The 22,551-nt window shown below is 63.7% G+C and carries 20 protein-coding genes; 12 read left to right on the forward strand and 8 right to left on the reverse strand.

All coding sequences use genetic code 11. From position 1 onward, the window contains the following. Positions 1 to 178 precede the first annotated feature (178 nt). From HYR72_16035 to HYR72_16070, 8 genes are all read left to right on the forward strand, one after another. Complete coding sequence (locus HYR72_16035) at positions 179 to 955, forward strand: alpha/beta hydrolase (protein MBI1816489.1); 777 nt, start codon at positions 179 to 181, stop codon at positions 953 to 955. A gap of 34 nt (positions 956 to 989) precedes the next feature. After that, the gene (locus HYR72_16040; GenBank protein ID MBI1816490.1) at positions 990 to 2,132 is read left to right on the forward strand and encodes an LLM class flavin-dependent oxidoreductase; all 1,143 of its coding nucleotides are present in this window, start codon (positions 990 to 992) and stop codon (positions 2,130 to 2,132) included. Beyond that, positions 2,129 to 2,329 (forward strand): hypothetical protein, encoded by a 201-nt coding sequence (locus HYR72_16045; GenBank protein ID MBI1816491.1) that lies wholly within the window; start codon positions 2,129 to 2,131, stop codon positions 2,327 to 2,329. The genes HYR72_16040 and HYR72_16045 overlap by 4 nt, the downstream gene beginning before the upstream one ends. 187 nt (positions 2,330 to 2,516) lie before the next feature. Next, a complete protein-coding gene (locus tag HYR72_16050) occupies positions 2,517 to 3,785 on the forward strand; it encodes an FAD-dependent oxidoreductase (protein MBI1816492.1) in 1,269 nt (422 codons plus the stop codon). A gap of 231 nt (positions 3,786 to 4,016) precedes the next feature. Further along, complete coding sequence (locus HYR72_16055; protein ID MBI1816493.1) at positions 4,017 to 5,243, forward strand: acyl-CoA dehydrogenase family protein; 1,227 nt, start codon at positions 4,017 to 4,019, stop codon at positions 5,241 to 5,243. Between the two features lie 100 nt (positions 5,244 to 5,343). After that, positions 5,344 to 6,432 carry an acyl-CoA/acyl-ACP dehydrogenase gene (locus HYR72_16060; GenBank protein MBI1816494.1) on the forward strand — a complete coding sequence of 363 codons (1,089 nt, stop codon included), beginning with the start codon at positions 5,344 to 5,346 and terminating at the stop codon, positions 6,430 to 6,432. Positions 6,433 to 6,638: 206 nt separating this feature from the next. Continuing rightward, entirely contained in the window at positions 6,639 to 7,310 is a 672-nt protein-coding gene (locus tag HYR72_16065) for an amidohydrolase (GenBank protein ID MBI1816495.1), read from the forward strand. A 164-nt stretch (positions 7,311 to 7,474) separates the two neighbouring features. Next, entirely contained in the window at positions 7,475 to 8,527 is a 1,053-nt protein-coding gene (locus tag HYR72_16070; GenBank protein MBI1816496.1) for a sulfotransferase, read from the forward strand. A gap of 23 nt (positions 8,528 to 8,550) precedes the next feature. On the opposite strand, the gene HYR72_16075 is transcribed toward HYR72_16070, so the two are convergent. Continuing rightward, positions 8,551 to 9,540 (reverse strand): zinc-binding dehydrogenase, encoded by a 990-nt coding sequence (locus HYR72_16075; protein ID MBI1816497.1) that lies wholly within the window; start codon positions 9,538 to 9,540, stop codon positions 8,551 to 8,553. A 310-nt stretch (positions 9,541 to 9,850) separates the two neighbouring features. Between HYR72_16075 and HYR72_16080 the strand changes: the two genes are divergently transcribed. Further along, positions 9,851 to 12,103 (forward strand): aconitate hydratase, encoded by a 2,253-nt coding sequence (locus HYR72_16080; GenBank protein MBI1816498.1) that lies wholly within the window; start codon positions 9,851 to 9,853, stop codon positions 12,101 to 12,103. Between the two features lie 49 nt (positions 12,104 to 12,152). On the opposite strand, the gene HYR72_16085 is transcribed toward HYR72_16080, so the two are convergent. Beyond that, positions 12,153 to 12,473: a divalent-cation tolerance protein CutA gene (locus tag HYR72_16085; protein ID MBI1816499.1), complete on the reverse strand. Its 321-nt coding sequence runs from the start codon at positions 12,471 to 12,473 to the stop codon at positions 12,153 to 12,155. A 482-nt stretch (positions 12,474 to 12,955) separates the two neighbouring features. Between HYR72_16085 and HYR72_16090 the strand changes: the two genes are divergently transcribed. Further along, positions 12,956 to 13,252: a hypothetical protein gene (locus tag HYR72_16090; protein MBI1816500.1), complete on the forward strand. Its 297-nt coding sequence runs from the start codon at positions 12,956 to 12,958 to the stop codon at positions 13,250 to 13,252. Between the two features lie 72 nt (positions 13,253 to 13,324). Here HYR72_16090 and HYR72_16095 read toward each other — a convergent pair whose 3' ends face one another. Both HYR72_16095 and plsX read right to left on the reverse strand, forming a co-directional pair. Beyond that, positions 13,325 to 14,389 carry a hypothetical protein gene (locus HYR72_16095; protein MBI1816501.1) on the reverse strand — a complete coding sequence of 355 codons (1,065 nt, stop codon included), beginning with the start codon at positions 14,387 to 14,389 and terminating at the stop codon, positions 13,325 to 13,327. A 222-nt stretch (positions 14,390 to 14,611) separates the two neighbouring features. Continuing rightward, positions 14,612 to 15,658 (reverse strand): phosphate acyltransferase PlsX, encoded by a 1,047-nt coding sequence (plsX, locus tag HYR72_16100; protein ID MBI1816502.1) that lies wholly within the window; start codon positions 15,656 to 15,658, stop codon positions 14,612 to 14,614. A gap of 92 nt (positions 15,659 to 15,750) precedes the next feature. On the opposite strand from plsX, the gene HYR72_16105 reads away from it, so the two are divergent. Then, the gene (locus HYR72_16105; protein ID MBI1816503.1) at positions 15,751 to 16,182 is read left to right on the forward strand and encodes a hypothetical protein; all 432 of its coding nucleotides are present in this window, start codon (positions 15,751 to 15,753) and stop codon (positions 16,180 to 16,182) included. A 29-nt stretch (positions 16,183 to 16,211) separates the two neighbouring features. Here the strand turns inward: HYR72_16105 and proB are convergent, their stop codons facing one another. The 4 genes from proB to rplU all read right to left on the reverse strand — a co-directional run bounded on the left by proB (position 16,212) and on the right by rplU (position 19,094). Continuing rightward, a complete protein-coding gene (gene proB, locus HYR72_16110; GenBank protein MBI1816504.1) occupies positions 16,212 to 17,372 on the reverse strand; it encodes a glutamate 5-kinase in 1,161 nt (386 codons plus the stop codon). Next, entirely contained in the window at positions 17,369 to 18,406 is a 1,038-nt protein-coding gene (obgE, locus tag HYR72_16115) for a GTPase ObgE (GenBank protein ID MBI1816505.1), read from the reverse strand. Before obgE ends, proB begins: the two co-directional genes overlap by 4 nt. A gap of 112 nt (positions 18,407 to 18,518) precedes the next feature. Next, positions 18,519 to 18,773, reverse strand: a complete 255-nt coding sequence (gene rpmA / locus HYR72_16120) for a 50S ribosomal protein L27 (protein MBI1816506.1) — start codon at positions 18,771 to 18,773, stop codon at positions 18,519 to 18,521. A 3-nt stretch (positions 18,774 to 18,776) separates the two neighbouring features. Next, positions 18,777 to 19,094 (reverse strand): 50S ribosomal protein L21, encoded by a 318-nt coding sequence (rplU, locus tag HYR72_16125; GenBank protein MBI1816507.1) that lies wholly within the window; start codon positions 19,092 to 19,094, stop codon positions 18,777 to 18,779. A 280-nt stretch (positions 19,095 to 19,374) separates the two neighbouring features. Between rplU and HYR72_16130 the strand changes: the two genes are divergently transcribed. After that, positions 19,375 to 22,374 (forward strand): response regulator, encoded by a 3,000-nt coding sequence (locus HYR72_16130; GenBank protein MBI1816508.1) that lies wholly within the window; start codon positions 19,375 to 19,377, stop codon positions 22,372 to 22,374. Positions 22,375 to 22,551: the final 177 nt, after the last annotated feature.

Consider the following 22,551-nt stretch of genomic DNA (forward strand, 5'->3'; position numbering starts at 1 on the left):
GAATCGAATTTCCCGGCTGAGTTTCCCCAAGTCGGCTCGGAGCCGACCTGCCCTGAGAAGTCCACTTCAGTGGACTTGATCTCGATTCAGCCAGGGAATTTATTCCCTGGCGCTACTGAGTGTCGCTTCGTGCACGCTCCCTTGCCGCCTGCAATCCTCGGGTGTAATCAGCAGCGCGATGGCGCATCGGTCGGAGTTCGTCTCGGTTCGCGGCGTGCGCACGCACTTGCTGCACGGCGGGCGCGGTGAGCCACTGCTGGTGCTGCACCCGGAATATGCCGCCAACTTGTGGCCACCCTATCTCGACCGCTTGGCCATGCACTTCCGCGTGCTCGCGCCCGACCATCTTGGCTTCGGAGACAGCGAGCGTCCCGACTGGCTCGACGGCATCGATGATCTCGTCCTCCACTACGCCGACCTCCTCGATGCGATGGAGATCCCACGTTGCGCCGTGCTCGGCAGCTCACTTGGCGGATGGATTGCGGCGGCGTTGGCGATGACGTATCCCGCCCGCGTCACGCGCTTGGTGTTGGTCGGCGCGGCGGGACTCAAAGTCGACGGCGTGCCCCGCTACGATGTCTTTCTCAACCAAGTGGAGGATACTCTGCGCCATCTCTTTCACGACGAGTCGCGCGCGGCGCAGTTGCTGCCGACCGAGTACGGCCCGGAGGTTTTGGTGCGCGGATATCGTGAAGCGACCACGCTCGCGCGCCTCGCGTGGAATCCATATCTCTACGATCCGAAGTTGGAGCGCCGGCTCGCGCGCATTACCGCGCCGACGCTGGTCGTCTGGGGCGAGCAGGACACCTTTCTCCCGCCCGCGTATGGCGAGGCGTATGCGCGCGCGATCCCGGGCGCAACGCTGCGCACGGTAGCCGAGTGCGGCCATCTCGTCGCATTCGAACAGACTGCGGCCTTCATCGAACTGACAACCGAGTTCCTGCTCCGGCCATAAGCCATCAGCCACAAGCCATTAGCCAACCGCGCCCATGCAATTCTTCTACTTCCATCTCATGCCGTGGCCGGATTTGCCGGCGGACTTCGATCGCCGTCACAAGTCGGCGTGGGTGACGCTGCCGAATCGCATCTACGATCCCAAGCGCGGCCAGCATCTCTACAATGAGTATCTCGACGAACTGGAGCGCGCCGAAGCGCTCGGGTTCGACGGCATCGGCGTCAACGAGCATCATCAGAACGCCTACGGTACGATGCCATCGCCGAACCTGATGGCGGCGGCGTTGGTGCGGCGCACAACCACGGTGAAGATCGCCATCCTCGGCAACGGCATAGCGCTGCACGACCATCCGCTGCGCGTCGCCGAAGAGATCGCGATGCTCGACGTGATGTCGGGCGGTCGCATCATTTCGGGTTTCGTCCGCGGCATCGGTTGCGAATATCTCTCCCTCGGCGTGAATCCGACCTACTCGCGCGAGCGCTTCTACGAAGCCCACGACCTGATCGTGCGCGCGTGGACCGAGGAAGGGCCGTTCGCGTTCGAGGGCAAACACTTCCGTGTGCGCTACGCCAACATTTGGCCACGGCCGCTGCAGCAGCCGCACCCGCCGATTTGGCTACCGTCGCAAGGCAGCACGGAGACGATTCGTTTCGGCGTGCAGCATCGCTACCCATTCGTGACGGTGTTCACCTCGTACAAACAAACGAAGCGGCTGCTTGAAGAGTACAAGGCTGAGGCCGAGCGCGTCGGCTACGCGGCGCCACCCGAACAGATTGGCTTCGCCCTGCCCGTCTATGTTGCCGAGACCGACGCCCGTGCACGCGAAGAGGCCAAGGCGCACGTGATGTGGCTGTTCCGCCGCGGCCTCAAGATGCCGCCACACTTTCTGCTCCCGCCGGGGTACGTGACGGAAGAGTCGCTGCGGAAGTTCATCGCGGTCGGACTGCGGCCGGTGTCGGACCTCAGCTTCGAAGAGTTGGAACGCGAAGGGTACGTACTGCTCGGCAGCGCCCGCACGGTGTTGGATCGCTTGAAGGAATGCCGCCGTGATCTCGGCTTCGGTCTATTCATCGGCGGCGGCCGCATCGGCGACATGCCGCACGACAAGGCAAGCAAGAGTCAAGAACTGTTCGCGCGCGAGGTCATCCCCGCGTTGCGATCGGAGGCGAGTCAATGACCCTTCGTTCGGTTGCCGTCACTGTCGTCGTCGCACTGTTCGCCGGCTTCGTCGCGCACGCCGCGTACCGTGAAAGTACGACCTGTCCGATCGTCGGGCCGTGTGCGTCGATTCACTTGAAGCTGATGCAGACGGTCGATTGGGCGCGTACGCAGCGCGGCGCGGCGCCAGAATTGATGCGGCTGGCGAGTCACTAGTGTTAATCTGAAGGGAAACGAAACCGCCGATGCACGCCGATGCACGCAGATCCGGAATTGGACACAATCCAGGCTGGATCACCACGCGTCTTTCGCCGAGGTGTGCCGATAGCCGCTGTCCTTGCAGAACTCTCTCATCGGCGTGGATCGGCGTCCATCGGCGGTTCCAATCAAGGGACCGAGAATCGTGATCGACTTCATCGACGAACCCGCGCGCCGCACGCCGGTGCTGGCCGAAACGCAGGTGTTGGTGGTCGGCGGCGGATCGGCGGGCGCGGCGGCCGCCATTGCGGCGGCGCGCACCGGCGCCGACGTGATGCTGGTCGAACGTAGCGGCTCACTCGGCGGACTCGCCACCAGCGGCCTCATCATCCTATTGCTCACGCTCGACGACGGCGACGGCCATCAGGTCATCGGCGGACTGTGCCAAGAAGTGGTGGACCGACTCGCCGCGCGCAACGCCGCATTCTTTCCATCACGCGACACCTGGGGTTCGAGCGACGAATCGCTTGTCGAACAGAACCGACGTTGGGGCTTGGTGTGGGGCGCCGGCCCGCATCGCGTGCGTTACTCGGTCGCGTACGACCCCGAAGAGTTTCGCTTCGCGCTCAACCGATTGTGCGAGGCGAGCAAGGTCCGGCTGCTGTTTCATTCCTGGGCATGCGAGGCGATACGCGACGGCGAGCGCGTGCGTGGTGTCACCTTCCAGAGTAAGTCGGGCCGCTTTGCCGTTTTGGCCGACGTCGTGATCGACACCACCGGTGACGGCGACATATTCGCTTCGGCGGGCGTGCCGTTCGAGTTGGAAAAGGTCTTGCCGTGGCTGTGGTTCCGCATGGGCGGTGTCAAGAACATCGACGCGGCGATCGCCGACGGCGGTTGGTTCTTCAAGACCATCGGTGTCGATCAAGTCTTGTTGCCCTGGGGCGCAACCGATCGCGTGATCCGCAAGATCGACGCCACCGATCCGCGCGATCTCACGCTCGCCGAGATCGAGTGCCGCAAGAAGGTGATGGACGCGGTCGATCAATTGCGGCGCGACGTGCCGGAGTTCAAGGACGCACACCTGTGCGACATCGCCACGCAGCTCGGCATCACTGAAAGCCGCCGCATGATCGGCGAATACGTCCTGACGCGTGAGGACATGGACAAACCCCTGCCCGAAGCGATTGCGCTCACGGGGCATTGGACCAAGTACGGCGCGCTGTACTGGATTCCGTATCGCTCGTTGTTGGCGAAGGAATACACGAACCTGATGGCGGCGGGTCGTTGCATCTCAGTGGATCACCGCACCCATCACGCCACCAAAGAGATCCCGTCGTGCATGGCCACCGGCGAAGCCGCCGGCACCGCCGCCGCATTGGCGTTGTCGGCGGGGGTGCCCTTGAAGCAGCTCGACGTGTCGACGTTGCAGCAGCGATTGCGAGATCAGGGCGCGATTTTGGAACGCAGATAGAAATGCGGGTGCGGCCGGCTTTGCCCAAGGTGTGCCCCTCGATACGCAACCCTTCGATACGAAGCCTTCGGCTTCTACTCAGTGCCGCTACTCGGGGAGGCGGATGTCTTCAGGTCATGCGAAATCCGTTTGCCCGAGGTCTCACCCCCTTGCTGTTCGAGGCGCGCTCGATTAACAAATGTTCACGCAGCCAATGCGTGAAAGGGATCGCACGCGAAAGGGATCGCACCGATGGATCTGAGCTACAGCGCTGAGTACGAACAGTTCCGCAACCAAGTCCGCCAATTTCTGAAAGAGAATTGGCGTCCGGAAGACGCCGATGGCGGCCCGCCACCGGAGAGTCAGGCCGCGATGATGGGCGCGGTGATCCGCACCGACGAGCGCGCCACGCAGTTCCGCTTGAAGGCGATCGAGCGCGGTTACCTCTACCGCCACGTTCCCAAACAGTACGGCGGCGGCGAGCAGCCGGCCAACGCGCTCCAGGCGCAGATCATCGCCGACGAATTCCGCAAGGTGAAGGCGCCACACGAAGTGATGGGCCAAGGTCCCAGCATGCTGGTGCCGACGCTGGTCGAACACGGCACCGAAGAGCAGAAACAGTTCTTCGTCCGCGACACGTTGCTCGGCAAGATCCTGTGGTGCCAGGGCTACAGCGAGCCGGGATCGGGCAGCGACCTCGCGTCACTGCGCACCCGCGGCGTGCTCGACGGCGATCACTGGGTCATCAACGGGCAGAAAATTTGGACGTCGAACGCCGACACCGCGCATTGGATGTTCTGTCTCGTGCGCACCGAACCCGACGCGCCGAAGCACGAGGGCATCAGTTACATCCTCGTCGACATGAAGACCCCTGGGCTCGATGTCCGTCCGTTGCGCCAGATGACCGGCGAAGCCGACTTCAACGAAGTCTTCTTCGACAACGTGCGCGTGCCGGCGAGCAACCTCGTCGGCAAACGCGGCCTGGGCTGGATCGTCAGCCGTTCGACACTCAAGCACGAGCGCGCGTTGATCGGCGGCTCGATGATCCACCGCCGTACCTTCGATGGCTTGATGATGCTGGCGCAGGCGGTCAATTTGCGCGGCGAGCCGGCGAGCAAGAACAAAGTGATCCGCAACCGGATGGTCGAGATCGAGTCGAAACTGCTCGCGCTCGAGTACAACCAATATCGCTTGCTCACTACCGGCGCGCGCGGCGAGGATCCGGGCCTTGCCGGCATGGTGACCAAGCTCTACGGCACGCAGCTCAACTACGACATCGGCCGGCTGGCGATGGACATCCTCGCCGATCGCGGCCTGATGGCGCCCGGCGAAGGCAGCGCCCCGGCGATGGGCATGTTCGTCACCGCGTACATGTGGTCGCTCGGCGTCCTGATCGCCGGCGGCACCGCGAACATTCAACGCAACGTCATCGGTGAACGCGGCCTGGGCTTGCCGCGCGACGCGGCAACGAAACGGTAGCAAGAATCGGAAACTTACCGCCGAGACGCGGAGACGGAAGCGAATCTCCGAGTCTCCAAATCCGCGCAATCCGCGTAATCCGCGGTAAAGGATCATCTTCATGGACTTTGGATTGTCAGCCGATCAATTGATGTTGAAGGACACCATCAAGCGCTTCCTCGACAAGCAGTGCCCAACCACTCGCGTGCGTGCGGTGATGGAGAGCGACACCGGTCACGACCCGAAACTGTGGCAGGAACTCGTCGACCTCGGCGTTGCGGGCCTGATCGTTCCTGCGGCGCAGGGCGGAGCGGGACTGGAACTGCTGGACTTGGCGCTGGCGGCCGAAGAGTTGGGTCACGCCTGCTGCCCCGGACCTTTCCTCGGCTCGGCTTTGGCAACCATCGCACTCGTGGAAGGCGCCGACGCGGCGCAGCGCGAGCGCTGGCTGCCGAAGATTGCCGGCGGTGAGATTCTCGCGACCATCGCCATCGGCGAGGACGACAGCCGCTGGGACCCCGCGACATTCACCACGCAGGTGCGCGGCGGCAAGCTCTCCGGGAGTAAGCCGCTGGTGCCGTACGCGTCGAGCGCGGATGTCATGATTGTCGCCGCGCACGACGAGCACGGCCCCGGCTTCTGGCTGGTCGAACGCGGCGCGCCTGGCATCGAGGTCAACCCGCTTAAACTGGTCGACATGACTCGGCGTGTCGAGTCGATGAGCTTCCGCGATACGCCCGCGACCGCACTGGGAGGATCGCGCACCGCCTTGCAGCGCACGATCGACGCGGGCTGCATCCTGGTCGCCGCCGACGCGCACGGCGGTTCGCGCCGCTGTCTCAACATGGCGGTCGAGTACGCCATGCAGCGCGAGCAGTTCGGCCAAAAGATCGGCGCGTTTCAGGCGGTGAAGCATCAACTCGCCAATCTCGCCTCCGAGATCGAGCCGGCGCTGTCGCTGTACTGGTACGCCGCGCACGCCTTCGATCACATCAAAGATCAATCCGAACGCCATGCCGCGATCGTGAAGGCGCACATGACCGACCTCTTCGATCGCGTGACGCGCGACACTACCGAATTGCACGGCGGCATCGGCTTCACGTGGGAGTTCGATTTGCATCTGTGGTTCCGCCGCGCGGTATTCGACCGCGGTTTTCTCGGCGAAGCGAACTACCATCGCGAGCGCGCGGCGACGTTGGCGGGATGGTGAGAAGAAGACAGTAGGCGGTAGGCAGAGGGCAGTAGGCAGCTTTGGACTTTGGACCTTAGACTTTGGACCAATCATTCAAGGCCATCGACTGTTGGGTCAATCCGCTAACCCCTGAAGCGGCCGTCGCGCCGCCGGAGTTTCTCAAGACGGTCGCGCGCGACTACTTCCATCGCGAAGAGGTTCTGAAAGGCACGCCGCTCGACGAAATGGTAGCGATGATGGAGGCGGCGGGCATCGAAGCCGGCTTGCTCACCATCAATGCCGCCGATCCCAAACCGTGCGCCGACATGGCGGCGCAGTATCCCGGCCGCTTTCTGTTGTCGGCGATGATCGATCCGATGCAGGGCATAGATGCCGTGCGCCAGATCGATCGTCTCGTCAAAGACTACGACGTGCGGCTGATCCGCATGGTGCCGTTTCTGTTCAACCGGCCGCCCAATGACAAGGTCTGCTACCCGATCTACGCGAAGTGCATCGAACTCGGCGTCGCCGTGTCGGTGAACACCGGCATTCCCGGTCCGCCGATGCCGGCCGAGCCGCAGCGGCCGATCTATCTCGACGAGGTGTGTCTGTTCTTCCCTGAACTCGTACTGATCATGGCGCACGGCGCCGATCCGTGGTGGGGCGAAGCAATCCGCTTCATGCTGAAGTATCCCAACCTATACATGATGACCTCGGCGTACCTGCCGAAGTACCTGCCCGCGGAGCTGATCCAATTCATGAACACCCGCGGGCAAGACAAGGTGATGTTCGCCACCGACTTTCCGTTCCTGCCGTTCGACCGCGCGATTGAGACCGCGAAGGCCCTGCCGTTTCGCGAAGGCGTGCTGCGGAAATATCTGCGAGACAACGCGCACCGCGTCTTCCGCTGGGAATGAGCGGCGACGGACCTTCCTTACAACAGATTGAACGGATTCAACGGATGCGGAGACTGAGCCAGAAGGCGGTCTCGGTTATGGCCCGGCGGGTATAGCGCATCAATTGGCGCCGGCCAATCGCGGCGTGCACTTGGCCGTTGTCATCCGCTATAGTGCGCCCGCCCATGGCGACGACACGGTCAGCGCAGACCATCGAGTCGATGGAGAGCCGGCTGCTCTTCGTCATCGGTCCACCACGTTCCGGCTCGACGTTGCTGATGCGCATGCTCAGCTCACACTCCGCCATCTACAGCCGACCCGAGCCGCATCTGCTGACGCCGCTGGCGCATCTCGGCTACTACGAGACCGTCGATGCCGCGCCCTTCGATCACCTGCAAGCGGCGCAGGCCGCGCGTGAGTTCGTCGCCGATCTCCCGCGCGGCGAACAAGACTATCTCGACGCCTGCCGCGCCTACACCGACGTGCTCTACGGCCGCATGCTGGCGGCGCGTGGCAAAGGCAAGCCGCTGTTCCTAGACAAGACGCCGGCCAACGGGTTGATCCTCCCGTTCATCGCCAAGCTCTACCCCAACGCGCGCTACGTCGTACTGACGCGGCACCCTGCCGCGGTCTTCAGCTCATTTGCGAATTCGTTTTTCGACAGCGACTACGAGGCGGCGCGCAAATTCAATCCGATCTTGAACCGCTACGTCCCGGCGATGGCGCGCTTCCTCCGCAAGCGGTCGGTACCGCTCGTCCAAGTCGGCTACGAACAGCTCGTGCAGCAACCTGAAATAGAAATGCGGCGGGTGTGCGAGTTCCTCGATATCGCCTTCGAGCCGAGGATGATCGAGTACGGCGAGCAGCAACCCGAATCGAAGGGGTTGGGCGATCCGGTCAATGTAGATCGGCACACTCGACCCGTAACCGAATCGGTCGAGAAGTGGGCATCCGAACTCGCGCTCGATTCGCGCAAGCTACAGATCGTGCGTGAAATGATCGAGACAATCGACGACGGCGATTTGTCGACGTGGGGTTTTCCGCGGGCGACCATCTTCGCTCCGGTCGAAGCCGCGGCGCAACGCGGTGGACTGCAGCCGCCGCACCCGCCGGCGCTCGATCGCTTTCAGATCCAACGCAAACTGCTCGTGCTGCTGCGCCGCAACATTCAGCAGAACGCCTTCGGCCGACTGGTTCGCCGTGTGCGCCTCTTCTGCGACGTGCTGCTGCGGGGTTAAGCTTTCGCGCTTTGCTTGCACGCCTACGGAACCAGGATCACCTTCCCCACCGTCTGCTGCGATTCGATCTTGGCGTGCGCGGCCGCGGCTTCGCTGAGCGGCATGGTCTCGATCGGCAGCGTGATCGCGCCGGACATCAGGCCCTCGAAGAGCGCGTTGTACGCGGACGGAATCTGATCCATGTGATTCTGGATCGTGGCGCCGAGGAAGTACGTGCGCAGACCGAGATTGCGACTCGATCGCATCAGATACGTGATCGCTTCCATCGGCGGATCGCCAGCGGCATGTCCGAACAGGACGATCGTTCCATCGGCGGCCGCCATGTCGACCGAACGCTGGAAGTACGGACCGGCCACCGAGTCGTAGACGACATTGGCGCCGTTCCCACCGGTCAACTCACGCACGCGCCCGACCGGGTCTTCGCTGCGATAATTGATCGCGTGCGTGTGTCCAGCTTGTTTCGCGATCGCCGCTTTTTCCGCGCTGCTCACCAAGCCGATGCTGGTGGCACCGATCTGTCGGCACAGTCCGCCGAGAAAGCAGCCGACGCTGCCAGCCGCCGCGTGCGTGACCACCGTCGTTTCTGGCGTGAGCGGACAGACTTGCCGCGCCAGAAAGTACGCCGTCAGCCCGGCGACCGGACAGCTCGCGGCTCTTTCGAACGACAGCCCTGACGGAATCGGCACCGCGATGGCGCTGAACGCCAGCGAATACTCGGCGTACGCGCCGCTGGTGTTGATGCACAGCACGCGGTCGCCGAGCTTGAGATGGTCGACGCCCTCGCCGACGGCATCGACCACGCCGGCGAAGTCGCTGCCGGGAATCAACGGCAACGCGATGTCGGGTTCATCGCCGCGGCGCGTGTTGATGTCGTGGAAGTTGATCGCGATGGCGTGATTACGAACGCGAATGAACCCCGGCGGTGGCTCGGGCACAGGAACCGTTACCACCTTGAGGACCTCGGGACCGCCGAGCCGGTCGTATTGGATCGCGTGCATCGTCTTGGGTGTCATGAAGCGAACATAGCGAACAAACGCCCCGAAAGCAGCGCCCCTCGATACGCCGCCCTTCGATACGAAGCCTTCGGCTTCTACTCAGTGCGGCTACTCGGGGAAGCGGTGCAGCTCGGCTGATGAAAGACGGGAGGGCGAGGCTCCCGCCGAGCCGCACGGCGCAAACCGAACGGCTCGCCGGAAGGCTCGCCCTCCCTCTTTTTCGCATGCTTCCTTCTGATGCCCTGCGCCAGCCCGGTTTCCAATCGCGCGAATCTTTGCCACACTCACGGCCCTCACTCCGATTTTGAGGATCAAGGAGCACAGCAGCATGACCCAACTCGAAGCGATCACCAAACTCTACGCCCGCCTTGCGGAGACCACCGCATTGATGCGCCGCCGCTTGAGCCGCGATCTGACGTTGGCGGAGAAGATTCTCTTCGCTCATCTCGACAAACTCGAGACCGCGGAGACCGTGCGCGGCAAAAGCTGGATTGATCTGTGGCCCGATTGCGTCGCGATGCAGGACGCTACCGCGCAGATGGCGCTGCTGCAGTTCATGCAAGCTGGCCGCAAGCACGTCGCGGTGCCAACCACCGTTCACTGCGATCATCTCATCCGGGCCCGCATCGGCGCCGATGCGGACATGCAAGTCGCGCTCAACGAGAACAACGAGGTCTATCAATTTCTGCGCACGGCTTCGCAGAAGTACGGCATCGGCTTCTGGAACCCCGGCGCGGGCATCATTCATCAGGTCGTGCTGGAGAACTACGCCTTCCCCGGCGGCCTGACCATCGGCACCGACTCGCACACGCCCAACGGCGGCGGACTCGGCATGCTCGCGATCGGTGTCGGCGGCGCCGACGCGGCCGACGTGATGGCCGGCCTGCCGTGGAACGTGCTGATGCCCAAGTTGGTCGGCGTCCGACTCACCGGCTCGCTCAACGGCTGGACATCGCCGAAAGACGTCATCCTCAAGCTCGCCGGAATTCTGACGGTGAAGGGCGGCACCGGTCGGATCATCGAGTACTTCGGCGCGGGCACACGCTCGATCAGCTGTACCGGCAAGGCCACGATCACCAACATGGGCGCGGAACTCGGGGCGACCACGTCGGTGTTCCCATTCGACGAACGCATGGCCACGTATCTGCGCGCCACCAATCGCAGCGACCTCGCGTCGCTCGCGCAACAACACGCGGCCAATCTGGTCGCCGACCCTGGCGTCGAAAACGATCCGAGCAAGTTCTACGACGAGATCGTCGACATCGATCTCTCCACGTTGGAGCCGCATGTCGTCGGCCCGCACACGCCTGATCTAGCGCGGCCGATCTCGCAACTCGCGGCCGACGCGAAGAAGGGCAACTACCCGATCGGCATCAAGGTGTCGCTGATCGGCAGTTGCACTAACTCGTCGTACGAAGACATCGGCCGTTCGGCGAACGTGGCGGCGCAAGCGCTCACGCACGGGCTCAAAGCGCGCACGCCGTTTCTCATCACCCCGGGCTCAGACCAGATCCACAACACAATCGAGCGCGACGGCCAACTAGAGACATTGGAGAAGATCGGCGGCACCGTGCTCGCCAACGCTTGCGGCCCGTGCATCGGCCAGTGGCAGCGCGACGACATCAAGAAGGGCGAGCGCAATACCATCGTCACATCGTTCAACCGCAACTTCCCCGCCCGCAACGACGAGAATCCGGAGACGCTCGCGTTCATCGCCAGTCCCGAGATCGTCACCGCGCTCGCGCTCGCCGGGCGGCTCGACTTCAATCCCCTCACCGACACGCTCGCAGTGAACGGCAAACAAGTGAAGCTCGAACCACCCACGGCACCCGAGCTGCCGGCACGCGGCTTTGCGCCCGGCGAGAGCGGCTTCGTCGCGCCGCCGGCGGACGGCAGTGCGGTCACCATCGTCGTAAAGCCCGACAGCGAGCGGCTGCAACTGCTCGCGCCATTCGCGGCATGGGACGGCAAGGACTACGAACGCCTCGCGGTCTTGGTGAAAGCAAAAGGCAAGTGCACGACCGATCACATTTCGCCCGCCGGGCCGTGGCTGAAGTACCGCGGCCATCTCGACAAGATCAGCGACAACATGTTCCTCGGCGCCAACAGCGCGTTCGGCGGCGATGCAGGTAAAGGCCTCAATGTGCTCTCCAACGAACGCGGCGTCGCGTTCGCCAAGATCGCGCGTCACTACAAAGCCGAAGGGCTCGCGTGGATCGCCATCGGCGACGAGAACTACGGCGAAGGCTCCAGCCGCGAGCACGCCGCCATGGAACCGCGCTTCCTCGGCGGCAAGGCGGTGATCGCGCGCAGCTTCGCGCGCATTCACGAGACAAATCTCAAGAAGCAAGGGATGCTGCCGCTGACGTTTGGCGATGCGAAGGACTACGACAAGATTCAGGAGACCGATCGCATCAGCATCGTCGGGCTGCGCGATCTCGCTCCCGGCAAGCCGGTGAAAGTCGTCATCCATCACAGCGGCGGCAAAGACGACACGATCGAGTGCCGTCACAGCTTCAGCGCCGACCAGCTCGCGTGGTTCAAAGCCGGCGGCGCGATGAACCTGCAACGCGGCGCGTGAGCAAGGCAGGTTGTTAGGGTGTTAGGTTGTTGGCTGTTAGGTCAGACGCCTAACGGCGAACAGCCTTCTCCAACCAATCCAAGTACGGCTGCGACCCGGCGCTGATCGACAACGCGATCACCTCCGGCGTTTCGTACGAATGCAGTGCGCACACGCGCGCCTCGAGTTCGTCGAACAACGCGGCGCGCGTCTTGATGATGAGCAGTCGCTCTTCATCGCGCTGCACGGCGCCCTCCCACATGTAGATCGAACGGATTGGCCCAACGACGTTCACGCACGCCGCAAGCTGCTCATCGACCAGTGCTTCGGCGATCCGCTCGCCTTCCTCGGCGGAGGCGACAGTGACGAGCACAACGATGAAGTCAGTCATCCGAAATCCTCACAGTGCTGCGTGAGCCCCAGCCCGCGCGCTTTCGCAGCGTAGCAGATAGAGAAGGGAAATGAGCAGCACCGCATTCGGCTTTGACTTCGAGACAGGTTGTGACCTACGGAAGTCGCAATCAAGGGCGTACAGACTCGCCGAACTCGGCGGCGGCTGTGAATTTCATTCGGGAGTAGAATTGCAGTTGGGCAGACAAGGGATGAGCGCCTTGCCGATCGTAGCCGGAGCGTCCGTGGTGGTTCTCGATCAGCGCGACCAATCCCGTCTCTCAGAGTTGTGCCGCCACTGCACAGACTTCTTCCAACTCGTACAGGGTCAGTCCGGTGGCTCAGAGACCGCCGCCGAGATTCTCGGTCCCTTTTCGGCAGAGGAGTCATCGGGCACAAAGCGGGTCTTCGGGATCGAGCGACGTGGCGCTCTCGTCGGGGTTGCTGAACTCCTCGACGGCTTTCCAGCCCCCAATGACTGGTATGTCGGACTATTGCTGGTATTGCCTGCTGCCCGGGGTAAAGGGCTGGGGGACAGACGTCTGGCTGGGCCTGCGCGACTGGATGCAAGGGCAACGGGCTGCGGTTGTTCGCCTGGTCGTGCAGAAGCAGAACGTCTTGGCGCGCACCTTCTGGATGAAGAAGGGCTTCACCATTGAGAAGGAGATCGTCGGAAGGGCGGGCAGGCTGGAAAGCCCCGCATGGAGGATGTTCCTTCACATCGCGACAGCCGTCCAACCGGGTGTTGCAGCAGACGTCGCGCCTCTCCGAACACGGTAACGAACACCTTGGCACTCAGTCGATTGTTGGGAAGAGAGATCCTTCGCCTGCGGATCAAGATGACACTTCAGGTCACTTCGCCCCGCGCAACTCGCTCGCGAGCTGCCGGTAGTCGAGTTGCGGTGGTGGTGTCACGTTCGGTTTGCCGTTCGGGCTGCGCATCCATTCGGCGACCGCCGCCGTGAGCGTCTTCCACCACGGCCGGCGGCGACGGCGCTGCGCTCGCGCAGGCGGCAAGAGACGCTGCGCCGCGAGATATTGCCACAATGCCGCCGTGGTTGCTGCCGTGATGTGTCCGCGACGGCTGACATCGGCGAGCGAATTCGCCAGCCGCTCCGGCGTGTAGCCGGACCCTTCGATGAGCGACTCGGCGACCTTGGCGACTGTCGCCACCGTGAGCTCGCCGTCTTCGAAGAGGCACACGGCGGTTTGGAAGTAGTTGAACGTCGGCACCAGGCGCGGGCCGTAGGCGCGGAAGTTCGCCGGCGGCGTGCGCCGTTCGAGGTTGATGTAGATGCGGACGACCGCATCGACGCGCACGATGTCGCGCTGGATCGCGATCACGTCTTCGATCTGCTGCGGATCGACGGGAATCTGCGCCAGCACCGCGCGCAAGTCGTCTTCGCTCACGCGGCCGGCAACCACATCGGCGTAGAGCGAGTAAATCAGCGGGTCCGACTCCCAGTCGTCGCCGAATAGAAACTCGCGCGCATGCGCCGACTGCTCGCGCCGGCCCTTGAGCAGCTCCGCCAGCTTGAAGCCGATATGCTCGCGGAGATTGCGGAACTTGCCGCGCACCAGGTGATGGAGCTGATCCTTGAACACGATCCCATCGTAGACGATGCCGTCGAGCGCCAGCTTGTCTTTGATCGCCTTGCCGATCTGCGGCGGACTGGCGGAGAGGAAATACACGCGCACGTCGAGCCCCGCTGCCGTGCCGACCGCGCGCAACGAGCGAATCAGCGCCACCACGCCGGGCGCCGCGACTTTGTCCTCCGGCTTCTCGAACGGAATCCTGACGAGCTGCCGCACCGAATCGAACTCGCTCTTGAGATAGGTCTTGTCGAGATCCCAGCGATAGATGCTGCAGCGCGGCGTGCTCGCCGCCGGCGCGCGTTTGCGCGATGCGCGAGCCACGTCACGACCTCGCGCGCGGGGGTTCGCTCTCATTGTTAGAGCATTGCACAAGAAATCCCGGCAAGGTGTCCGTCATACCGGCGAAAGCCGGTATCCAGGCGGGGGTGTGGGGATCGAGCCTGGATTCCGGCTTTCGCCGGAATGACGAGCGGAGAGATCGCTCCATTCTTGCGAGAAGCGCCCCAGGGGCGAGGGAGATGAAGTCGCCGTCGCCCACGTTCTTCACCGCCCCCCCGCGAGGCCGGTGGCGATTTCCTCCGCCACGCCGTCGCGGACGGCTTTCGCCGCAACCTTGACGGCGTTGGCGATCGCGCGTGCCGGCGAGCGGCCGTGCGCCTTGATGAAGATGTTCTCGAAGCCGAGGATCGGCGCGCCGCCGTAGGTGGTGTAGTCCGCCAGTTCGCGCAAGCGCTCGACGCCGCCAGCGAGCATGCGCATGCCGAGCCGCCAGCGCCAGCTCTCTTCCACCGCCGCACCAGCCATGTCGACCATCACTTCGGCCAAGCCCTCCAACAACTTCAACGCGACGTTGCCGACCAGACCTTCGCACACGATCACGTCCGCCTTGCCGCGCACGAGGTCGTTGCCTTCGATGTTGCCGATGAAATTCAATCCAGGCATCGCGGCCAACGTCCGGTGCGCCTCGATCAATTCTGGGCTGCCTTTGCTCGGCTCGGTCCCCATGTTCAACAACGCGACGCGCGGGCTGGCGACCTTTGACACCCGCTTGGCATAGGCGCTGCCCATCACGGCGAACTGCACCAACTCCAACGCGTCGCAGCGAATCGTCGCGCCGACATCCAGCAGCAGCGCCAGGTGATCCTGCCCCGGATACTCGGTCTGGCGCGGATAGACGCTCGCCAGCGCGGTTTTGCGAATGCCCGGGATGACCTTGAAGTGACGCGCGCACGCCAACACCGCGGCGCCGGTGTTGCCGGCGCTCACCAACGCGTCGGCGCGGCCGTCAGCAACCAACTGCGCGGCAACCAGAATCGAGGCATCGCGCTTGTGGCGCACGGCCTCCTTGGGCTCCTCGGCCATGCCGATGACTTCGCCCGCGGCAAGGATGTCGATGTTCTCGGGGTTGTACTCGGTGCGTTCGAGGGCTTCTTGAATGCGGCGTTCATCGCCGACCAGCACGCACTGGATGTTGGTTTGCAGCGAGGCCGCGGCGACTCCCTTGACCACCTCGTCAGGTGCCAAGTCACCCCCCATCGCATCAACGGCAATCGCCCGCATAGCGCACGACGCTACCGGCGGAAGTTCCATGTGTCAACGAAGCTTCCCGACCGTCGACCGCACGGCGCCCATTGCCAGCCTCCCCGATCGGCGTCATCATACGCGGCGGAGGGATTCAATCGATGCAGGATGAGGTCGAGGCTTATCTGGGCCTACATCGCTCGATGGTGCTGTCGTATGAGTTCGAGGGCGAAGTGCGCGCGGCAACCACGTGCTACGCCCTCGCCGATCGTCTGACGGTGTACTTCTTCGTCTTCCGCGACAGCGAGAAGCACCGCGCCATCGTCGCTCGCGCGCAGATATCGGTCGTGGTCGACGACGGCTTTCAGATTCCCATGCACGGCGTCGAGCTGCTCGGCAACGCCTCGATTGTCGCGGGTGAGGAAGCGCAGGTCGGACAACACCTGCTGACCCAGCGCTTTCCGCAATTGGCCGACGTGTGGAACGACAACCGCCTGCTGATCGCCAAGGTCGCGCCCGAGCGCATTCGCGTGATCGACTGGACGCAAGGGTTCGGACACAGCCGCCACGCCGCCGTGACCAAGCCGATCTGAACGGCCAAGTTTGGCCGCCGCTCCCGCCTCTAGCCTTCAAACTCATCCGTTTCCGTCAGCACCAAATCGTTGCGGTGAATGACTTCATCGGTGGTCTTGTAGCCGAGCGCGCCCTCGATGCGTGTCGAGTGCAGGCCCTTGATCTTCTCCAACTCGGCGGCGCTGTAGTTCACCAATCCACGCGCGAACTCTGCGCCGCGGGGATCGACGCAGCGGACGCACTCACCGACGCCGAAGTTGCCGTGGACTTCGCGCAGCCCTTTTGGAAGCAGACTGCGCCCGCGTTGCGTGATCGCGTCGCTTGCGCCTTGGTCGACCACCACTGTGCCCGCCGGCTTGAGCGTATAGCCGATCCAGTGTTTGCGGCGTGCCAAGCGATCGCCTTGCCCGAGCACCAGTGTGCCGATTGCGACCTGTGCATCGATGATGCTCTGCAAGACGCCGCGCCGCGCGCCGTCGGCGATGACGGTGGCGATTCCGGCGAGCGCTGCCTTACGCGCGGCGTTCATCTTCGACGCCATACCGCCCGTGCCGACCGGACCGGCTGAGTTGCTCGCATAGCTCAAGATGCGCGCCGTCGGATGCTCGACCAATTCGATCAGTTCGGCATCGCGATGCGCGCGCGGATCGCGCGTGTACAACCCAGCCACGTCGCTCAGAATGATCAGCAGGTCAGCGTTCACCAGCGTGGCGATCAACGCCGAGAGGTTGTCGTTCTCGCCCAGTTTTATTTCCTCGACCGCGACCGTATCGTTCTCGTTCGCCACCGGCACCACGCGCGCGGCCAGCAGCGTTTCGATGGTGTGGCGCGCATTGAGATAGCGGCGACGGTCGGCAAGATCGTCGCCGGTGAGCAGAATTTGACCGATCAGCTTGCCGCGCGCGGCGAAGAACGTTTCATACGCCGCCATCAGACTGATCTGCCCGACCGCCGCCGCGGCCTGGCGTTCGGGGATCGTCTTCGGTGCGCTCTTCAACCCCATCCGCGCCACACCTGATGCGATCGCACCCGAGGTGACGACGACCACGTCGAGGCCTCGATCATGCAGCACGCACAAATCGCTCACCAGTGCTTCAAGCCGTGCGCGATCGATGCGCTGGTGGTCCGACAGTAAACTGCTGCCGATCTTCACCACTACGCGGCGAAGCTTCTTGAGCAGCCGAACTTTGTGCGGCAGCTGCACGTTCATGACAGAGCCGACGATGCCTCGGCCGCGGCCCGGCGCGTGGCATCTACGCGCTGGCAGACGACGCGCATCAGTTCGCGCACACCTTCGGTGGTAGCGGCGGAGATCACGTACAGCTCGACGCCGCGAGTCGCCAACGCGGCGCGCACCGCAGGCAGTTGCGCGCGCGCTTCGGCGAGGTCGATCTTGTTCGCCACGACGATCTGCGGCTTGGCGGCCAGGTCCGCGTCGAAGCACGCCAGCTCACGATTGATCACGTCGAAGTCCCTCAGCGGATCGCGCCCAGTCAGTCCGCTGATATCGAGCAGGTGAATCAGCAGCGCAGTGCGCGACAGGTGCCGCAGAAATCGCAGCCCGAGCCCGTGACCGTCATGCGCGCCCTCGATGAGCCCCGGCACGTCGGCGAGCACGAAGGTGTGGTCCTCATTGCAGCGGACTACTCCGAGGTGCGGCACCAATGTGGTGAACGGATAGTCCGCGATGCGGGGACGGGCGGCCGACACAGAGCTGATCAGCGTCGACTTGCCGGTGTTGGGAAAGCCGACCAAGCCGACATCCGCGAGTAGGCGCAGCTCCAACTTGAGTGTACGCACTTCGCCCGGGAGGCCGGGCTGCGCGTATTGCGGCGCCTGCCGCGACGGCGTGGCGTAGTTAGCGTTGCCAAGACCGCCGCGACCGCCGCGCGCGACTATCGCGCGCTCGCCCACCGCACGAATGTCGGCGAGGACCTCGCCGCTTTCCGTTTCGCGCACGATCGTGCCGGGCGGCACACGAACGACGCGATCGGCACCGGCATGGCCGAACTGACACTTGCCGCGGCCGTCTTCGCCCGCCTCGGCGCGCACGATCGGCTGGAATTTGAAATCGAGCAACGTCGTGAGGCCGGCGTGCGCTTCGAAGATCACATCACCGCCGTTGCCACCGTCGCCGCCGGCCGGACCGCCCTTGGGGCGATACTTCTCGCGCAGGAAGCTGACGCAGCCCGCCCCGCCGTCGCCGGCGTACACGGTGACCTCGGCTTCATCGATGAATCTCATGGTCGTGCGGCTCGGATCCTTATTCTTACTGAGAAGATCGGATCGCTGCGGCCGCTCTTTCGATGCACCCCAGTACGGGTGCCCAACACGGACGTTCCTGGTCAGCGGGCGTTCAGACCGGGAAGACGTGGGCCTGTTTGCGATCCTTGCCGACGCGTTCGTAGCGCACGATGCCGTCAATCAGAGCGAACAGTGTGAAGTCGCGGCCCATGCCGACGTTCTTGCCGGGATGGATGCGGGTGCCGATCTGGCGCACCAGAATGTTGCCCGCGCGCGCCAACTCGCCGGCGTACAACTTCACCCCGCGGCGCTGCCCGCCGCTGTCGCGCCCGTTGCGCGTGCTCCCCTGTCCTTTTTTGTGAGCCATGACTTACTCCGCCTCGATGCCCGTGACCCGCACGGTGGTCTCGTACTGGCGATGCCCTTGGTGACGGCGATAGTTTTTGCGGCGCTTCTTCTTGAACACGAGGATCTTCTTGGCGCGCCCTTGCCGCACGATCTCCGCGGCAACGCGCACACCGCTGAGCAGCGGGGCGCCGACCTTCACCGCGCCGTTCGCCGACGCCATGAGCACCTCGGTGAATGCCACCGGGTGACCGGCCTCACCATTCAACTTCTCGATGCGAATTACGTCGCCCGGGGCGACACGATACTGCTTCCCGCCGGTGCGGATGACGGCATAGTCCATTGCGCTCTCCCTGGTTCAGCGAACCACTTCTCGTACTGGACAGGCTCCACCTTGTCAACGGTGGCTTGGCATTTTGACTTGCACTCGACCATGGCCATCGGAATCTGGAATCGTCACCAGAGTGCCATTTCCAGGGATTCGCCAACCCACTGACTTGTCGTCACCGCAAGGCAATCGCAAACGGGAGGCACACCCGCGCCACCTAGATGGCATGTCAGGTGCACCAAGCGAGAGAGCCACGATCGATGCTTGCGTCCAATATCAATGAGAGCCGCCAGCCATGACTGGGTACGAACCGTCTGCGCTGCTGGTTCGACGATTGCGCCTTGCCTTGTGGATGAGCCTGCCGGCGCTGGCGTTCTTTGGACTCGCCGATTTGTGGCGCGCCGCGAAACTGAATCTGCCGACACTGCTGGTCCGGCTCGCAGCCGCAGCAATCCTGATCTCGGTGCTTCTGGCGCTGCGCCGCCGCCGCTTGCGGTCATACGCGCTTGGGCTGGCGCTCGCAGCCGGGATCGCCCTGGTTGCCGACACAGCGGCGGTCGGCGTGCTGACCCAGGACACGACGACGCCGCACTTGATGAGCATGTTCCTGACGGTGGCGACGGCCACGTTGCTCCCCTGGGGGGAACGCTGGCAGCTCGCACTGGTTGCGGCTTCCGAGTTGGGAATCCTCGCCAACGCCTGGGTCCTCACAGGCAATGTAGCGCCGGCACTCGAGCGCACCGGCATTGCGGCGATCGTCGCCTTCGTCGGTTCGGTATTCATGGCGTACGAACTCGAGCGCAATCGCCGCACCATCGCCGAGCGCGACACGGCGCGCGACCGGGCCGAGGCCGCCCTGCGACAGAGCGAACTCCGCTATCGCATGGTCGCCCTCGCCACCCACGACGCGATCTGGGATTGGGACATCGTGACCAACACGCTGCTGTGGGGCGATGCCGTGCACAGCCTCTTCGGGTACTTGCCCAACCAAGTCGGATCGACTGTCGACTGGTGGGAGAATCATCTGCACCCAGACGATCGCGAGCGCGTCACCGCCGGAGTGATCACAACCCTCGGTGGCCGCGACACGACGTGGTCCGCGGAGTATCGTTTTCGCCGCAACGACGGCTCGTACGCCGATGTCGTCGACCGCGCTCAACTCATTCGCGACGAACACGGCCGCGCCGTGCGCGCCATCGGCGCGATGACCGACATCACCGACCGCAAGCAGGCGGAGACTGAGCGCCAAACAGCCGAGGCGGCGCTACGCGACAGCGAGCAACGCTTGCAGCTCGCCGTCGACGCCTCGGGCACCGGACTCTGGGATTGCGATCTGCACACCGGCACGACGCAATACTCGGCCGCTTGGCGGCGCCTGTTTGGGTACGGCGACGATGAACTGCCCGACACCCCGGAGACCTGGGCCGGAGTCGTCCACCCGGATGACCTGGCACGCATCGCCAACGACACGCAGTCATATGTTAGTGGGGCGGCATCGTCGTATGAGAGCGAGTTCCGCATCCGTCACCGCGACGGGTCGTACCGCTGGGTGTTGAGCCGCGCCCGAGTGTTCCGCGATGCCAGTGGCCTGCCATATCGGATGCTCGGTTCGCAGATCGACATCACCGAGCGCAAGCGCAGCGAAGGCGAGGTGCAACAGGCCAAGGAAGCCGCGGAAACCGCCAACCACGCCAAGAGTCAATTTCTCGCCAACATGAGCCATGAGATCCGCACGCCCTTGAACGGCATCATCGGGATGACGGAGCTGGCGCTGCAGACCGAATTGACGCCCGAGCAGCGCGAGTACCTGCGAATGGTGGCCGCGTCCGGCGACGCCCTCATGACCGTGATCAATGACGTGCTCGATTTCTCCAAAATCGAGGCCGGCAAACTCGCCCTCGACCCGGTCGACTTCGACCTGCGCGACGCCATCGGCGACACCATGCAGGCCGTGGCCGTGCGCGCCCATCTCAAGGGTCTGGAGTTGGCGTACGAGGTTCACCCCGACGTGCCCGCGGCGATCGTCGCTGATCCAAACCGGCTGCGCCAGATCCTGACCAATTTGATCGGCAACGCCATCAAGTTCAGCGAGCACGGCGAAGTGGTGGTTTCGGTGTCGCCCGAGACTTCGAGGGTCGACGAAGTTCGCTTGCACTTCCGCGTGCGCGACAGCGGTATCGGCATCGCCGCCGACAAGCAACCAGCCATCTTCCGCGCCTTCGAGCAGGCCGACGGCTCCACCACCCGCAAGTACGGCGGCACCGGCTTGGGTCTGACCATCGCGCGCCGACTCGTCGAGTTGATGGGTGGAAGTCTCTGGGTGGAGAGCGCGATCGGCTGTGGCAGTACGTTTCACTTCACACTCCGCGCCCGTGTTTGTCCCAGGCTCTTGCGCCCGCCCGCCCCGATCGAGTTCCTCACCGGGCTGTCGGTCTTGGTGGTCGACGACAACGCGACCAATCGCCGCATCCTCAACGAGTTGCTCACGCATTGGCAGATGCGCCCAACCACCGTCGACAGTGGCGAGGCCGCGCTCGGCTGTATGATGCATGCGGCGACCGGCGGCGCACCGTTTCCCCTTGTGCTCGTCGATGCGCATATGCCCGAAATGGACGGATTCGAGTTGGCCGAGCGGATCAAACGCACCCCGGCTCTCGCCGGCGCGACCATCATGATGCTGTCCTCCGCTGATCTCTTGGGCGAAGCCGCGCGCTGTCGAGAGTTGGGTGTCGCCGCCTTCCTGACTAAACCGCTGCGCCAATCCGAGTTGCTCGAAGCCATGCTGTTGGCTCTACGCAGCTTCACTCCCGACGCGTCGACCGCAAGCGACGTTCCGCGACCAGCCGATGCCTCGGCCCGAGCGCTGCGTATCCTACTCGCTGAGGATAACGCAGTGAATCAACGGCTCGGCGTACGACTGCTGGAGAAACGCGGTCACACGGTGATAGTAGCCAACAACGGCCGCGAGGCGTTGGCCATCTTTACCCGCGGCGTCTTCGATCTGGTGTTGATGGATATCCAGATGCCCGTCATGGACGGCTTCGAAGCCACCGCCGCCATCCGCGCGCTCGAACTGGATCGCGGTACCTACACTCCAATCATCGCCCTGACAGCAAACGCGATGAAGGGCGATCAAGAACGCTGCTTGACGGCGGGCATGGACGGCTACGTCAGCAAACCGATTCAGCCGGCACATCTCTACGACATGATCGAGCGCATCGTTCCGTCGCCACACCGGCTGCACAATCCATCGGTGGCGATGGGCCAACCCGGCTGCATCGATGTGCGATGGTGATCGATAGCGACCTTGGGTTAGCGCGTAGATACGCATTAAATCGTTTCTACGATGACTATTCGACCACAACTCATCGGTTGCCGCGAAATGTCCTCGACAAATGAGCGGGAGCAGAACGGCCCTCGTCAACTTTGCTCCCTACGCTTCCCGCGCTTCTGATGCTAATGTTTTTCTGCA

The sequence above is a fragment of the Deltaproteobacteria bacterium genome (genome assembly GCA_016178705.1).
In the GTDB taxonomy this organism is placed as follows: domain Bacteria; phylum Desulfobacterota; class Binatia; order HRBIN30; family JACQVA1; genus JACOST01.

Excerpts from the sequence above, each read along its gene's own strand:
- HYR72_16035 (MBI1816489.1), top strand. The coding sequence starts at position 179 with ATGGCGCATCGGTCGGAGTTCGTCTCGGTTCGCGGCGTGCGCACGCAC.
- HYR72_16040 (MBI1816490.1), top strand. The coding sequence starts at position 990 with ATGCAATTCTTCTACTTCCATCTCATGCCGTGGCCGGATTTGCCGGCG.
- HYR72_16045 (MBI1816491.1), top strand. The coding sequence starts at position 2,129 with ATGACCCTTCGTTCGGTTGCCGTCACTGTCGTCGTCGCACTGTTCGCC.
- HYR72_16055 (MBI1816493.1), top strand. The coding sequence starts at position 4,017 with ATGGATCTGAGCTACAGCGCTGAGTACGAACAGTTCCGCAACCAAGTC.
- HYR72_16060 (MBI1816494.1), top strand. The coding sequence starts at position 5,344 with ATGGACTTTGGATTGTCAGCCGATCAATTGATGTTGAAGGACACCATC.
- HYR72_16065 (MBI1816495.1), top strand. The coding sequence starts at position 6,639 with ATGGTAGCGATGATGGAGGCGGCGGGCATCGAAGCCGGCTTGCTCACC.
- HYR72_16070 (MBI1816496.1), top strand. The coding sequence starts at position 7,475 with ATGGCGACGACACGGTCAGCGCAGACCATCGAGTCGATGGAGAGCCGG.
- HYR72_16075 (MBI1816497.1), bottom strand. The coding sequence starts at position 9,540 with ATGACACCCAAGACGATGCACGCGATCCAATACGACCGGCTCGGCGGT.
- HYR72_16080 (MBI1816498.1), top strand. The coding sequence starts at position 9,851 with ATGACCCAACTCGAAGCGATCACCAAACTCTACGCCCGCCTTGCGGAG.
- HYR72_16085 (MBI1816499.1), bottom strand. The coding sequence starts at position 12,473 with ATGACTGACTTCATCGTTGTGCTCGTCACTGTCGCCTCCGCCGAGGAA.
- HYR72_16090 (MBI1816500.1), top strand. The coding sequence starts at position 12,956 with ATGTCGGACTATTGCTGGTATTGCCTGCTGCCCGGGGTAAAGGGCTGG.
- plsX (MBI1816502.1), bottom strand. The coding sequence starts at position 15,658 with ATGGAACTTCCGCCGGTAGCGTCGTGCGCTATGCGGGCGATTGCCGTT.
- HYR72_16105 (MBI1816503.1), top strand. The coding sequence starts at position 15,751 with ATGCAGGATGAGGTCGAGGCTTATCTGGGCCTACATCGCTCGATGGTG.
- proB (MBI1816504.1), bottom strand. The coding sequence starts at position 17,372 with ATGAACGTGCAGCTGCCGCACAAAGTTCGGCTGCTCAAGAAGCTTCGC.
- obgE (MBI1816505.1), bottom strand. The coding sequence starts at position 18,406 with ATGAGATTCATCGATGAAGCCGAGGTCACCGTGTACGCCGGCGACGGC.
- rpmA (MBI1816506.1), bottom strand. The coding sequence starts at position 18,773 with ATGGCTCACAAAAAAGGACAGGGGAGCACGCGCAACGGGCGCGACAGC.
- rplU (MBI1816507.1), bottom strand. The coding sequence starts at position 19,094 with ATGGACTATGCCGTCATCCGCACCGGCGGGAAGCAGTATCGTGTCGCC.
- HYR72_16130 (MBI1816508.1), top strand. The coding sequence starts at position 19,375 with ATGACTGGGTACGAACCGTCTGCGCTGCTGGTTCGACGATTGCGCCTT.